The organism is bacterium (Candidatus Blackallbacteria) CG13_big_fil_rev_8_21_14_2_50_49_14, from assembly GCA_002783405.1.
GTDB lineage: Bacteria > Cyanobacteriota > Sericytochromatia > UBA7694 > UBA7694.
Genome location: PFGG01000068.1, coordinates 1 through 13,304 on the forward strand (window position 1 = coordinate 1; position 13,304 = coordinate 13,304).

Here is a 13,304-nt window from a genome sequence, read left to right on the forward strand (position 1 = left end):
CTGCCGGCAGATAACAGGCGCTACCGGGAGGTCTATAGCCGCACCCTCGCTGAAATCATCGGGGTCAATCAAGAGAGTATCCATGCAGCCGAATGGGTTACGCTCTTCACCGATCTGCTTTCAGGACGCTATACAGCAGAGCAGGTGCAAGCAGCCCTCAAAAGTGCAAACTTAGAATAAAGGCGGTTTCAGGGTTTGGAGGCTTCAATCTGTCGGCCCAGCGGGTGCCGGGTTTGCAGCAGGCGTAAAATACGAGCCTGCAGCTCAGAGGGAGAAAAGGGCTTGAGAATATAGTCATCAACGCCCAGATTGAGGCAGGTATCCAAGGCAACCTGGTGGCCATAACCGGCCAGTACCAGCACAGGCACCGCATGAAAATGGGGATTCTTGCGCAAAGCCTTGAGCCAGGCAAAATCTTCGCGCTGCAGCGAACAGATTTCCAGCAAAAGCAAGGCGGGTGGATGCTCCTGTAAAACCGCGAGGTCTGGCAACTGTTTACTCAACGTTTCCAGCGTAAAGGGCGGGGTTTGAAAAAAATGGCGCAGAGAAGACAAGACCAGGGCATCATCATCGGCAATGATCAAACGAATCGGAGGCTCAGTACCAAAGCCATTTTCAGGCTGGGCCACGACACAGTTGCGTCCCTCCTGTTTGGCTGTATACAGGGCATGATCGGCGCGCGCCACCGATTCTTCAAGCGTGCTGCGCAGGCGCACCGATGCCACCCCAGCCGAAAAATTCAGGTTCAAACCATGACCATCCGGGGTTTCAAACGCTTGAGCCGCTACTTTTTCACGCAGACTGTCAATCACCTGCCAGGCATTCTGCAAAGGGGTATCCGGCAAAAGCAAGACAAATTCTTCCCCGCCCCAACGTGCCACCACATCGGATTCTCGCAGGCTTTCTGCCAATAAGGTGCTTAAATCCCGCAAAACCTTGTCTCCCGCCGGATGCCCCCAGGTATCGTTGATCAGTTTGAAATGATCAATATCCAAAATACCAATTGAAAGCGGCTTGTTGTGACGTTGCGCCAGAGCCAGATAGCGGCGATAATTCTGGTAAAGTGCGGCCCGATTGGGCAACCCCGTTAAAGGATCAAAAAAGGCCTGACTTTCCATCAGGCGCTTGGTTTTCAAGCGTTCAGAAACAGCCGCTGTCAAGGCATGCAGATCGAGAGGCTTGTCAAAAACCTGATCGGCTCCCAGAGCAAAACACTCCGCCCGAATCGAAGAACCCCGGCCCGACATGATCATGACGGGAATATGTGCCAAATCCCCTTGTTGCTTGAGTTCCACCAATAAATTGCGTCCATCTGCATCGGGCAGACTGACATCCATTAAAACCAAAGAAAAAGGCTGTTCCTGAACCTTATCGTGAAAAACAGAAGCATTGCCAGCGTGTTCTACCGTATAGCCCTGAGAATCTAAATGTTTTTTCAGTAGTTTTGCCATTTCTGGATCATCTTCAACCAGCAGAATCGGCTCACTTGAGAGCAAACGCCGTGAAATAGACTCATGGATCAGCGCAATCAGACTCTCAAGGTGCACAAAGAAATCGTGCTCAGAACAGTCTTCCAGCATTTGCGCTTCTTCAGCAATATGCGGCTGGCTGCCCTGCCCCAGAGAATCACGGATGGTTTGTGCAATCCGGCGTACGGCCCCCATGTCCTCTTCAAGCTGTTGATTGGCAAAGGTCTGCCCGACCTGTTTGAGATCTTTCAGCAGATGCATTTGGGTCTGGTGGGCACTGCCAGAAGAAAAATCAAGGGATTCAAGGGCTTTGGCCAAGGCAAAAATATCTTCAGCACTGGGAGAGAATTTTTCAAGCAAGGCATCTGCACGGGTCGCCAATTCAGGGTAATCACGCAAATGCCGCAGGGTTTCCAAAAGCCTTTGCAATTTAATCCCTGCCGCCTGGCGGGGGTACAAACTGTTGCGTTTTTGCTCCAGAACCTGCAGTTTGGCAATCAGACTTTCCTGATCGTGAACTTGGGTTGAAAAGGGCGTATTCATGCAGGTATTATAGCCGATCCTGTCTGAGAGCGGAGAAGATGCTTCAGGTGTCTGAATTCAAATGACAGATTAAAATTGACAGTTTTTCTTTGCGAGCCAAAATCCCACGGGGCAAGTTCAGACTTTTACCCGTTTCAGCCCGCGCAAGCTGAAGCAAGGCCTCAAGATGGCGGCTGGTAAAAATCTTCCAATCACCGCAGACCTGTGTCAGTGCCCGCTTCAAGACCCGACGTTGCAAGGCTGGCCCCAACCCCTCAAAAGAGCGCAGCAAAACCCGCAGCCCCTCAGGTTCTGTGCTCAGAACCGTAAGCGCAGCAGACTCTGTCAGTTGTTCTAAGAACTGCTGTTCTTCTTGCCAGATCAGGGCATGTTCACACCACTGCTGCTCTAAACGGGGATTTTCTGCACGTAAAAGCGGTAAAACCTGAGCCCTGATACGGTTGCGAAAAAAATCCAATTCAGCATTGCTGCTGTCTTCACGCCAACTGAGCTGGTAATGCTCAACATAGGCTTCAAGTGCGGCACGGGGGGTGTCCAGCAAAGGTCGAATCAGACGCAGTCCTTGACGCTCCTGCACGGGAGACATGCCCCCCAGCCCCTGCACCGCCCCCCTTACCCATCGCATCAAAAGGCCTTCGGCCTGGTCACTGGCGGTATGGGCCGTTGCCAAGGCATCAAAGCCTTCTTCACGAGCCAAGCTAAAAAGCCAGGCATAACGTAACTCACGGGCCACAGCTTCGAGTGAACTCTGGGCACTGGTTTGATGCACATCGGCCACCGCCAGACGAATTTGCCAAAAGGGAATCGCCAACGCCTGGCAGTGGTCGTTTAGCCACAGGGCATCGGCTGCCGACTCTGTGCGCAGGCCATGATCGATATGGGCCACGCCAAAATCAAGTGCATATTTTTTTTGCCCAAAACGGCGAAAAAAATCCAGCATCACCATCGAGTCAAGCCCGCCTGATACCGCCAACAAAACCCGCGAACCCGCCAGCAAAAGCTGGTGTTTTTCAATCCAAACAAACAGACCGGAGCAAAAGCTGCGGTCTGAAAAGTTTTTCACAGAGATTTAATATCCGTATTTGCTGCGATGAACGCCCAGGATTTCATCCAATTCGGCCATCACCGAACGCAACATGCGGGTCTTTTTATTGTGGGGCAAAAACGCACTCTTAAACCCATTGATCAAGATATTGGCGATATCGTGAAGATCCAGATCAAAGATCTGTGAAGCCAGATAGAGCTCATCGGTCACGGTGGTATTGGAGATCAGGCGATTATCCGTATTGATCGTCACGCGCAAGCCCAAATCATAGTATTTTTTCAGGGGGTGGTGCTCAAGCTTATCAATCGCCTTGGTCTGCAGATTCGAGGTCAGGCAAATTTCCAGCGGAATGCGGTGATCATTGACATAGTTCAGCATATCGCGGTCTTCGATCAGGCGGGTGCCATGGCCAATCCGGTGCGCACCACAGTAGTGAATCGCCTGGGAAATACTTTTGGGGCCAAAGGCTTCACCAGCATGCACCGTGCAGTTGATATTCTCATTCAGAATCAGTTCAAAGGCTTCTTTGTGGTCCTTGGCGGGATTGTCGTATTCAGCCCCGGCCAGGTCAAAGGCGACAACGCCACGGTTCTTGAAGCTGATCGTCAAACCCGCCAGATCGAGTGAACTTTCAGGGCTGATATGGCGAATACCGCAGATAATCACGCCGGTAATGATATCGTACTGGCGTTCGGCATCGGCCAGGCCTTGTAAAACGGCTTTAACGATCTGGGGCATAGAAAGCCCTTTCTGGGTATGCAACAGCGGGCAGAAACGCACTTCTATATATTTGACATTTTCCTGGGCTGCGTCTTCGGCCAATTCAAAGGCGGTACGGCGCAGGGCATCAAATTCCTGCAGCACGGAGAGGGTGATATCAAAGGCGCGCAGGTATTCCTCAAGGCTTTGGCAGTCTTCTGCCACCTGTACGAGTTTGCGCAGACTCTCAGCATCAGAGGCAGGCAGTTCAACCCCCTGTTTTGCAGCCAGCTCGAGCATGGTTTCAATCCGCATTGAGCCATCGAGGTGAACATGGAGATCGGTTTTGGGAAGTTGCAGGAGAATATCCCGCGTAGGCAATTGTTTCGGCATCGGAAAGGATCCTTACTTTTTACGTTTCTTTTTATTTTAGCAGGCGAAAGCCAGAATTAGGATTTCAGGGCTGAAGGAGGCTCTCCCAATACCCTGATGGGCCCAATCTTCCCCTCTGAGCACGATCTTCCCTCAAGGGAACAGGCTTTCTCAGCACGTTCTTGAAGGGGTTTCAGAAAACAGAACCGCGCCAAAGGCATCCTGAAAACCGAAAACGCTCAAAATGATCCTGAAAATTTTAGTTTTTCAGGGCACAATCATCTTACCTATCCCTTCATCTTGATCTATAATGGCTTTTCTGACAGCATTGTCTGCGATGAACTATCAGAAGATGGATTTTCAAAAAAACTGTAAAGATATTGTGGAAAACTGACCAGCATTAAAAACAGGGTCCCCCCCTGTTCGGGAAACTCTCCCCGGTGATCTGTATACACAGGTTCCGGCACGACCGACCTCTGCTTCTAACCTCCCCGAAAAACCTGTTCAGAATATCTTGCGGCCAGCCACTTCTTGGAAGTGGAATCCTGAAGATCTGTAAGAATGTTTGCGCGAGACTAAATTCTCGTTAACATTCTACTTTTGTTTAGTAAAAGATCGTGTATAATGTGATATCTGTATTGTTGAAAATAGAAGGATAAAGGAGGTCGGCGACTTCCCCTCGGAGAGTACGTCGCCCGGATAGTATGGCACCACCACCAGCTAAAAAAGGAAAAGGCAAAGGCAAAGAAGCCGTTGCCGTCATCAAGCTGCAGATTAATGCAGGTAAAGCCAACCCCGCTCCGCCGATCGGGCCCGCGCTCGGTCAGCATGGCGTGAACATCATGGAATTCTGTAAAGCCTATAATGATCGTACAAAAGATCAAGTGGGTATGATTATTCCTGTTGAGATCAGCGTCTTTGACGACCGCTCTTTTACCTTTGTTACGAAAACCCCCCCCGCCTCTGCACTGATCAAGAAAGCACTCAAGATCGAAAGTGGCTCTTCCAATCCCCAGAAAACCATTGTGGGTTCTTTAACCTCTGACCAGGTCAAAGAAATCGCTCAGGCCAAAATGCCTGACCTCAATGCTCGGGACATCGAAGCTGCCATCAAGATGATTGAGGGTTCTGCTCGGAGCATGGGTGTGGCAGTCAAATAACGCAAGGAAAAGGACTGACAAGCCATGGCACGTTTGACCAAACGACAAAAGCAAATTATTGAACTGGTGGGAGACCAGCCCAATTTTTCTCCCTCTCAGGCTGTGGAACTGGTAAAGCAAGCCAGCCTCGCCAAATTTGATGAAACTGTAGAAGTTGCATTCTGCCTGGGTATCAACCCCAAGCACGCAGACCAGCAGGTACGTTCTACTGTCTCTTTGCCTGAAGGCACAGGACAGACTGTACGTGTCGTGGTCGCAGCCAAAGGGCCTGCTATTAAAGCAGCCATGGAAGCGGGTGCTGTTGATGCCGGTGCAGACGAGCTGATTGAAAAAATTCAAGGCGGCTGGTTCGACTTCGACGTTCTGATCGCTACCGCCGATATGATGGCTCCGCTTTCTAAGCTGGGTAAAATCCTCGGCCCCAAGAAACTGATGCCCAACCCCAAAGCTGGTACTGTGGTCGCTCCCTCACCGGACGCGGTCAGCAAAGCAGTTACCGAATTCAAGGGCGGGAAAGTTGAATTCCGTAATGACCGTCAAGGCAATGTTCACGTTGCCATTGGCAAATCGTCTTTCGAGTCGATTCGTCTGATGCGGAATCTCTCTGCAGTTTACAATGCCATCATGAAAGTTAAGCCTTCCGCGGCTAAAGGGCAGTATATCAAGACTTTCGCCCTGTCTTCGACCATGGGTCCTGGTCTGCATGTAGACCTGGGTCGCCTGAACGAATTAGCTTCGGTTGAATAAGGAGAAAGACAATGGTTACCCTTGCCCAGAAACAAGATCGCGTTGTTGAACTGAAAGATCAGTTCTCACGCACCAAACTTGCAATGGTCTCTGATTTCAGAGGCCTCACCGTCAAGGAAATGACAACTCTTCGTCGCCGTCTGCAAGACGCTGGTGGGGATTACACGGTTGCCAAGAACACCTTGGTGCGCCGTGCCCTGAAAGAGACCGAAGGGATGCCCGCAATTGACAATTACCTGGAAGGCCCCACAGCCCTTGTCTTCGGGTTTTCTGATCCGGTAACGCCGGTCAAAACCCTGTTGGACTATTTCAAGGAAACCAAAAAGGAACTTGAAATCCGTGGTGGTATTGTTGAAGGTAAAGTGGTTTCTGCCAACGACCTGAAACAAATTGCAACCCTGCCCAGCCGTGAAGAAATGGTGGCCAAATTGATGGGCTCCATGCAGTCACCGGCCCAGGGCGTCGTCATCACCCTTTCTGGGGTGGCTCGGAATCTGGTCTATGCACTGGAAGCCGTTCGCAAACAAAAAGAAGAAAACAGTTAACTGAGAAGGAGCAATTATAATGGCTACTCTGACCAAAGAAGATATCGTTGAAGCAGTCGGCAGCATGAGCCTGCTGGAAGTCGCTGATCTGGTAAAGATGTTCGAAGATAAATTCGGTGTTTCTGCAGCTGCCCCCGTGGCTGTTGCTGCTGCTGGCGCTCCCGCCGCAGCCGCTGCTGTTGAAGAAAAAACCGATTTTGACGTCATCCTGGCCGATGCTGGCGCCAATAAGATTAAGGTACTGAAAGTCGTTCGCGAACTGACTGGCCTTGGTCTGAAAGAAGCAAAAGAACTGGTTGACAACCTGCCCAAGCCCGTTAAAGAAGGCGCAAGCAAGGAAGAAGCTGAAGCTCTGAAAGCCCAGCTCGAAGCTGAAGGCGGCAAGGTCGAAATCAAATAAGCATGTCTTCGGACCTGCCTTTGATTGACACCCATACCCACCTCAATCTGTCTGACTATCAAGCAGATCAGAACGAGGTTATTCAGAAAGCTCTCGATGAGGGACTGATCCGGATGTTACTTCCGGGCGTCACTCTCGAGAGCTGTCTTTCTGCAATAGAACTGTCACGCCAATACCCTGCTCTGATTTACTGTGGTCTGGGCATTCATCCCCAAGACGTAGCAGGCTGGGATGACGCTGTTGAAGCTCGTTTTCTGGAAATGGCGAAAGCCCCGGAAGTCGTCGCGATTGGCGAAACGGGTCTTGACTATTATTGGGACAGTTCTCCTCCTGAGCTTCAGCACAGCGTGCTCAGGCGTCATATTCACCTGGCCCGAGAGCTGCAATTGCCCTTGATTCTGCATGTCAGAGACAAGGCTGACAGCCAGGCTGCTTACCAGGATTTGCTGAGAATACTCAAGCAGGAAAACGCCCAGGAGATCGGGGGCGTCATGCATTGTTTCTCAGGTGATTTGGCATTCGCTCAAGCCTCGATTGATTTAAATTTTTATTTGGCCTTTGGCGGCGTACTGACCTTTCGCAATGCCCAAAACCTTCAAGCCGTTGCTGCTCAAATAGATCTGCAGCATATCGTTTTGGAAACAGACAGCCCCTGGTTGGCCCCTGTTCCTTACCGGGGCAAACGCAACGAGCCGGCCTATATTCGCCATGTCGCCGAAAAACTGGCTGAGATCAAACAATGCAGCCTTGAGGAAATCTCCCAAATCACCACCGAAAATGCCCGTCACCTCTTTCAATTTTGAATTCAGACGGCTTCAAAAGGTAGCAACTCCTGGCAACGATCTGGTCATGCCCTGCTTTTCGTGCTAGTTTGTAACAGGGTTGAATAGAATTAAGGGGATCGGATCTTTTTTAATTTGGCTGCATTATGATTGGATTTCAACGCAAAATCATCACCTATGAAATATTTTAAATTTTCTATTGCTGTCACCCTGATAGGGTTGATCTGCGCCTTTTTCTGGGGCGGCCCCATGGGCGTTTTGATCGCCGCAATCTTAAGCGTGATGGAAGTCAGTCTCTCTTTCGACAATGCCGTGGTCAACGCCTCCGTGCTGAAAACCATGGACGAAAAATGGCGCAAACGCTTTTTACTCTGGGGCATTATGATTGCCGTCTTTGGCATGCGCTTGCTATTCCCCGTGCTTATTGTGGCCATGGCGACCGGGCATTCTTTGCTCAATGTAGCCGTCATGGCCCTCGATAACCCCATACTCTACGCCCAGCAACTCGAAAAAGCCCATGTTTCAATTGCCGCTTTTGGCGGTATGTTTCTGCTCTTGGTTTTTCTCAGCTTTGTGCTTGATGACAATAAGGAAATCCATTGGATTCAAATTTTAGAATCAGGCCTTTCAAAGCTGGGCAAACTTGAATCGATTGAAGTGGTTACTGCCCTGCTCGTGCTCATGACAGCTCAGACTTTTGTGCATGAACATGAACGTCTGACGGTTCTGCTTTCGGGCCTGTTTGGAGTTGTACTATTTGTACTGGTGGGCAGTTTTTCCAGCCTGTTTGAAGAACAGGGCATTGAAAATATGCTTGAATCCGGGGTCAAAAATGCGGGTGCCATGAGTTTTATTTATCTTGAAATTCTGGATGCCTCTTTTTCTCTGGACGGGGTGGTGGGAGCCTTTGCGATTACAACCGATGTGGTGATCATCATGATCGGTCTGGCGATTGGCGCCATGTTTGTTCGTTCTTTGACCGTATTTTTAGTTGAGAAAGGCACGCTGGATCAGTATATCTTTCTCGAACACGGTGCCCATTACGCCATTGGTGCCTTGGCCCTGCTCATGTTTGCCAGCATTGTAACCCCTGTTCCTGAAATCGTAACGGGTTTTGTCGGGCTGGCCTTTATTGGACTCTCGCTGATCTCTTCAATTCTCAACAAGCGCAGAGAACTGGCATGAAATTTTCAAGTTTTATCCTTACGACTCACTGCTGACACCCCATCTCTTATAAAGGAAAACGCTGAATGGAAAAATTTATAGGAATTATCGGTTTGCTGGTCATGTTCGGGATCGCCTTTGGCCTTTGCAAACGGGAGGACTGGAAATATATCAATCTGCGTGTGGTGATTGGGGGAACCCTCATGCAGCTGCTTTTTGCCTTTTTGATCCTGAAAACCCCTGTCAGCAAAATTTTTGATTGGGCCAATATTGCCGTCAATGAACTGCTGAACTTTACCAATAAAGGTTCTGGTTTTATCTTTGGCAACCTGATCAATGCCGGCAATGAAAATATTGGTTTTATTTTCGCCTTTCAGGTTTTGCCCACGATTATCTTTTTCTCTTCTTTAATGACCGTTTTTTACTATTTGGGTGTGATGCAGTTTATTGTAAACATCATTGCCAAAGCCATGGTAAAAACCCTCAAAACCAGCGGTTCAGAGACCCTCTCTGCAGCCGCTAATATTTTTGTGGGCCAAACCGAAGCCCCCCTGGTGATTAAACCCTTTGTCGAAAAAATGACCAATTCCGAACTGATGGCGATTATGGTCGGCGGCATGGCCACGGTCGCAGGCGGCGTTATGGCTTCCTATGTAGGTCTTTTGCGCGCCAGTATTCCCGATATTGCAGGTCACCTGATGGCCGCCAGCGTGATGTCAGCGCCAGCAGCTCTGGTGATGGCCAAAATTATGATTCCTGAAAAAGAGACCTCAGAAACGGCTGGTGAGGATGTCTCTCTGGCGGTTGAAAGAGTCGATGCCAATATCATTGATGCCGCCGCACGCGGGGCAGGCGAAGGTTTGACCCTGGCCCTCAATGTTGGTGCCATGCTCTTGGCCTTTATTGCCCTGATTGCCATGGTCAATGCCGGGGTTGGCTGGCTTGGCAGTTTAGCCGGTATTCAAGCACTTTCACTGGAAAAAATCTTCGGTTGGGTCTTTTCTCCGCTGGCCTTTTTAATGGGAGTACCCTGGGCTGATGCCCAAACCATTGGTGCTTTGCTGGGTGAAAAAACCATGATCAATGAATTCGTGGCCTATAGCCATCTGGCCGAAATGTTGAAATCAGGTTCAGGCATTGAATTGCAAAAGCGGTCAGCAGTCATCGCAACCTATGCGCTCTGCGGTTTTTCCAATCTGAGCTCGATTGCGATTCAGATCGGTGGCATTGGCGGCATTGCCCCCAGCCGACGCGGAGATCTGGCCCGCCTGGGGATTCGAGCGGTGATTGCCGGTTCACTTGCCTGTTTCATGACCGCCACCATCGCTGGCATGTTGATTTAAGATGCATCAGGAATGGCAGGGTCTGGGGGATGTTTCCGAGACCCTGCTTTTGCCTTTGTATGCCCGCATTTTAGAAAGCCGTTCTCGGCACCCTGTCTTCAAAGACCCCGAGGCTGAACGGATTGCCGATCAACTTTTTCCCTTTTTTGAAAGCTCCTCGCGCCCCCTTTACCGCCGTCTGGCCCAGGGCAAACTTCATCCCCTGCTGGTGCGCACACTGTCTCTGCGCACCTTGCATTTCGATCAGATCGCTCAAACCTGGCTTCAAAAACATCCCCAGGGCACGATTATCAGCCTGGGGTGTGGCCTGGATACCCGTTTTTCACGCATCGACAACGGCCAGGCCACCTGGATCGAATTGGATCTGCCGGAAGTCATTCGCCTGCGCCAAAACTTTTTCGAAGCGCATCCCAGAATTCAACAGATTTCTGAATCGGTTTTGAATTTGGATTGGTTCAGCCAAATCCCCTCGGGCCCCCGCCTCTTTTTGGCCGAAGGCCTGTTTATGTATCTGCCCGAAACAGAATTACGCCTTCTACTTCAAAGCCTGGTCATTCAGTTTGCAGGCAGTGAACTGCTCTGCGAAATGGCTTCTCGCTATTGGGTCGAAAACTGGGGCTGGATTATCAGCTATAAAATGCAGCGCGAATTTCATCTGCGTGAAAAAGCGACCTTTTACTGCGGTATCCATTCAGGCAAAGAACTGGAAAGCTGGGCCCCCGGCTTAAAGGTTTTAAACGAATGGAGCTATTTTGATGAAAAAGAAGGCCTGCCTTTGCTCTACCATTTGCGGCATCTGCATCTGATCAGCCGAATCATGTGGAGTTTGCACTGTCGTTTGGGGGATACGACACAATAAGAATGCATGAAGTGAAAAACGGATAAAGTGAGAAATCAAACCCGAATTTAGTGAACGACTTCAGGAGCCGCTTCAATGCCCATTTCTTCGAGTTTTTCGAGGGCATCTTTGGCCAAAGTCCGCACATCGGCAGGTTCATCGGCTTTTTTTGAAATTTTCTTGAGCACGGGAATCGAGGTGGGTTCTTTAAAATCAGCGATCACATTACAGAGTGTCAGCTTGACCACCAGTTCTTTCTCCGTTTTGAGTAAGCGCACCAGGTATTTTGAGGCCCTGGGATCGCGGATCTTCCAGAGAGATTCTACGGCCACTTCGCGAATAAAGGGACTGGGGCTGCGCAAGAGCTGCAAAATAGCAGGCACCAGATCGCGAGAGTTTTCTTTCATATCGCCCAAAGCACGGATAATCGCAATCTGCGCATCGGTCCGGCCGCGGTTGACTATCAAAGCTTGTAGCAGACGTTTGCCACTGGCCTTGTGGTTAATCCGGGCAATGGCATTGGCCGAAGTCATGCGTACCTGGGTACTTAAGTCAGTTACCAGAGATTTGTGGAGTTGCTCCAAGGCTTCGGGGTCTGCAATAATGCCCAGTTCTGTGGCCGCGCGGGCACGGGCATATTGGTTGCGGTTGGTGGTGAGTTCATACAAGAGCTTACGCACTTCGGCTTTTGAAGACGCCGACGTCTGGGTGGCTGCCTGGGCCGAATGCTGAACCAGCACCAAAGGCGCGGTCAGTAAACCGAGACAGACACACCCAGTCATCATACGTTTGCCGAGTGATATATAGGTCATGGGATCATTGTACTGGATTCCCAGCAGAGGCGCAATTGCCCCTCACTCGCCAAAATGCTTAAACAACCCCAAAAGCCCCCCAAACAGGCCGCCCAAAGCATTGAAAAATGAAGCCAAACTGACAATCAGCAATAGAATCCAAACCCAGAAAAAAGCACTGGCGATCAAGCCCAAAACGCTCAAACACAGCCTGAGCAAAGGCCAGTGCGTCCAACTTTTGAGACGCTGAATTCGCCCCAGCAAAGCCAAAATGAGATAAACGAGTCCCCAGGAAAGAAAAATCGCAGTGTAAATTTGCGCAAATACAACAAACACCTCTGCCGGTGTTTTAAACACCAGATAGAGCAGGCTTAAATCTTCAAGCAATTCAGAAATCTGCATGTTCGACAGACTCTGGCAGAGGGCCGATATAGCGTGCCCTTGGGCGAATCAGGCGGGCCAAGGGGTATTCTTCGAGCAGGTGGGCAACCCAGCCCACAACCCGCCCCAGCACAAAAACTTCCTGGGCCCGCTGGGGGGGCCAGCCCCATAGACGGCACAGGGCCAAGAGGGCAAAATCCAGATTCGGAGCCTGTTGCGTCAAGCGCTGAACTTCATCAATCACGGCGTTTAAAAACTCAGCTTGCTTGCCGCCTCCCTTTATACGCCAAAGCACAGGGGCCAGTGCCTGCCAACGCGGATCTCCCTGGGGATAAAGCCGATGGCCAAAACCATCAAAGGATTCTGCTCGACGCAGACGGGAATGCAGAGCATCCGCAACGGAATCAGCCTGTTCGCATTCCCGCAAGAGGGCCTCGACCCGCGCCCATTGCCCCCCATGGCGAGAACCACTGAAACTGGCCAAGCCCGCAAGCACAGCCTGAACAGGCTGACTGCCTGCTGAAGCCGCACAGCGCACGCTGAAGCTTGAGATATTTAATTCATGTTCGGCAGAGAGCATCAAGGCTTGATTCAAAACCGCTGCGACCTCTGGCTGGTCGGCAGCCCAAGCCGCTTGTAGCGTATGTGCCAGCCCCTCAGACTGCGGGTGGTGCCCACAAAAAACACGGGTCAGCAGAGCCAACATCGCCAGCCCGCTGCGCACCACTCCTTCCGGGCGCAGGTCCCAACAGCGGGGATCTTCAGCCAGGTTGAGCAAAGCCCGCTGCGCGCAAAGAACGGGCTCACGCTGCTTCTCAGAATGCTTTTCGAGAGCCGGCACATCGCTTTCAAGTTGAGACCAATCCGGAAGCTCGGTTTGCCAGAGCAAAGCCAGCACGGCTTCAAACGATGGGTTTGCCATCAACTCAGAAAGAGCCTGTCCACGGTAATAGATCTGGCCATTCTGAATCAGACAAAGGGCGGTATCCAAAACCGGCAGCCCCCAATCCAGAGAACGGGCAACC

At 50.7% G+C, this 13,304-nt stretch carries 14 protein-coding genes and 1 pseudogene (1 of these 15 running past the window's edge); 9 read left to right on the plus strand and 6 right to left on the minus strand.

The genetic code is table 11. From position 1 onward, the window contains the following. On the plus strand, nt 1–180 hold a 180-nt coding region (locus COW20_18925), incomplete at its 5' end, for a hypothetical protein (protein ID PIW45764.1). An 8-nt stretch (nt 181–188) separates the two neighbouring features. Here the strand turns inward: COW20_18925 and COW20_18930 are convergent. Genes COW20_18930 through add form a run of 3 tightly spaced genes read right to left on the minus strand, consistent with a single transcriptional unit; the run spans nt 189 to nt 4,149 of the window. Beyond that, nucleotides 189–2,012, minus strand: a complete 1,824-nt coding sequence (locus COW20_18930; protein PIW45765.1) for a hypothetical protein — start codon at nt 2,010–2,012, stop codon at nt 189–191. Between the two features lie 43 nt (nt 2,013–2,055). After that, the gene (tilS, locus tag COW20_18935; protein ID PIW45766.1) at nt 2,056–3,075 is read right to left on the minus strand and encodes a tRNA lysidine(34) synthetase TilS; all 1,020 of its coding nucleotides are present in this window, start codon (nt 3,073–3,075) and stop codon (nt 2,056–2,058) included. A 6-nt stretch (nt 3,076–3,081) separates the two neighbouring features. Beyond that, the gene (gene add / locus COW20_18940; GenBank protein PIW45767.1) at nt 3,082–4,149 is read right to left on the minus strand and encodes an adenosine deaminase; all 1,068 of its coding nucleotides are present in this window, start codon (nt 4,147–4,149) and stop codon (nt 3,082–3,084) included. 683 nt (nt 4,150–4,832) lie between these two features. Between add and rplK the strand changes: the two genes are divergently transcribed. From rplK to COW20_18980, 8 genes are all read left to right on the plus strand, one after another. Continuing rightward, nucleotides 4,833–5,288 carry a 50S ribosomal protein L11 gene (gene rplK, locus COW20_18945; GenBank protein PIW45768.1) on the plus strand — a complete coding sequence of 152 codons (456 nt, stop codon included), beginning with the start codon at nt 4,833–4,835 and terminating at the stop codon, nt 5,286–5,288. Between the two features lie 24 nt (nt 5,289–5,312). Further along, nucleotides 5,313–6,035, plus strand: coding sequence for a 50S ribosomal protein L1 (locus COW20_18950; protein ID PIW45769.1), 723 nt, complete (start codon nt 5,313–5,315; stop codon nt 6,033–6,035). An 11-nt stretch (nt 6,036–6,046) separates the two neighbouring features. Next, nucleotides 6,047–6,580 (plus strand): 50S ribosomal protein L10, encoded by a 534-nt coding sequence (locus tag COW20_18955; protein PIW45770.1) that lies wholly within the window; start codon nt 6,047–6,049, stop codon nt 6,578–6,580. Between the two features lie 19 nt (nt 6,581–6,599). Continuing rightward, on the plus strand, nt 6,600–6,980 hold the full coding sequence (locus tag COW20_18960; GenBank protein ID PIW45771.1) for a 50S ribosomal protein L7/L12: 381 nt from the start codon (nt 6,600–6,602) through the stop codon (nt 6,978–6,980). A 2-nt stretch (nt 6,981–6,982) separates the two neighbouring features. Next, the gene (locus COW20_18965) at nt 6,983–7,783 is read left to right on the plus strand and encodes a hydrolase TatD (GenBank protein PIW45772.1); all 801 of its coding nucleotides are present in this window, start codon (nt 6,983–6,985) and stop codon (nt 7,781–7,783) included. A gap of 156 nt (nt 7,784–7,939) precedes the next feature. Continuing rightward, complete coding sequence (locus tag COW20_18970) at nt 7,940–8,947, plus strand: hypothetical protein (protein PIW45773.1); 1,008 nt, start codon at nt 7,940–7,942, stop codon at nt 8,945–8,947. Between the two features lie 65 nt (nt 8,948–9,012). Further along, a complete protein-coding gene (locus tag COW20_18975) occupies nt 9,013–10,269 on the plus strand; it encodes a NupC/NupG family nucleoside CNT transporter (protein PIW45774.1) in 1,257 nt (418 codons plus the stop codon). A 1-nt stretch (nt 10,270) separates the two neighbouring features. Then, nucleotides 10,271–11,128: a hypothetical protein gene (locus tag COW20_18980; protein ID PIW45775.1), complete on the plus strand. Its 858-nt coding sequence runs from the start codon at nt 10,271–10,273 to the stop codon at nt 11,126–11,128. Nucleotides 11,129–11,175: 47 nt separating this feature from the next. Here the strand turns inward: COW20_18980 and COW20_18985 are convergent, their stop codons facing one another. From COW20_18985 to COW20_18995, 3 genes and pseudogenes are all read right to left on the minus strand, one after another. Beyond that, nucleotides 11,176–11,919, minus strand: a complete 744-nt coding sequence (locus tag COW20_18985; protein PIW45776.1) for a hypothetical protein — start codon at nt 11,917–11,919, stop codon at nt 11,176–11,178. Nucleotides 11,920–11,961: 42 nt separating this feature from the next. Continuing rightward, nucleotides 11,962–12,300: a hypothetical protein gene (locus COW20_18990; protein ID PIW45777.1), complete on the minus strand. Its 339-nt coding sequence runs from the start codon at nt 12,298–12,300 to the stop codon at nt 11,962–11,964. After that, nucleotides 12,287–13,304, minus strand: a pseudogene (locus COW20_18995) (excisionase) (it continues 188 nt past the right edge of the window). The gene COW20_18990 and the pseudogene COW20_18995 overlap by 14 nt, the downstream one beginning before the upstream one ends.

Bases quoted from the DNA above. Each gene is read 5' to 3' on its own strand.
- COW20_18930 (PIW45765.1), bottom strand. From the start codon at position 2,012: ATGAATACGCCCTTTTCAACCCAAGTTCACGATCAGGAAAGTCTGATT.
- add (PIW45767.1), bottom strand. From the start codon at position 4,149: ATGCCGAAACAATTGCCTACGCGGGATATTCTCCTGCAACTTCCCAAA.
- rplK (PIW45768.1), top strand. From the start codon at position 4,833: ATGGCACCACCACCAGCTAAAAAAGGAAAAGGCAAAGGCAAAGAAGCC.
- COW20_18950 (PIW45769.1), top strand. From the start codon at position 5,313: ATGGCACGTTTGACCAAACGACAAAAGCAAATTATTGAACTGGTGGGA.
- COW20_18955 (PIW45770.1), top strand. From the start codon at position 6,047: ATGGTTACCCTTGCCCAGAAACAAGATCGCGTTGTTGAACTGAAAGAT.
- COW20_18960 (PIW45771.1), top strand. From the start codon at position 6,600: ATGGCTACTCTGACCAAAGAAGATATCGTTGAAGCAGTCGGCAGCATG.
- COW20_18965 (PIW45772.1), top strand. From the start codon at position 6,983: ATGTCTTCGGACCTGCCTTTGATTGACACCCATACCCACCTCAATCTG.
- COW20_18970 (PIW45773.1), top strand. From the start codon at position 7,940: ATGAAATATTTTAAATTTTCTATTGCTGTCACCCTGATAGGGTTGATC.
- COW20_18975 (PIW45774.1), top strand. From the start codon at position 9,013: ATGGAAAAATTTATAGGAATTATCGGTTTGCTGGTCATGTTCGGGATC.
- COW20_18980 (PIW45775.1), top strand. From the start codon at position 10,271: ATGCATCAGGAATGGCAGGGTCTGGGGGATGTTTCCGAGACCCTGCTT.
- COW20_18985 (PIW45776.1), bottom strand. From the start codon at position 11,919: ATGACCTATATATCACTCGGCAAACGTATGATGACTGGGTGTGTCTGT.
- COW20_18990 (PIW45777.1), bottom strand. From the start codon at position 12,300: ATGCAGATTTCTGAATTGCTTGAAGATTTAAGCCTGCTCTATCTGGTG.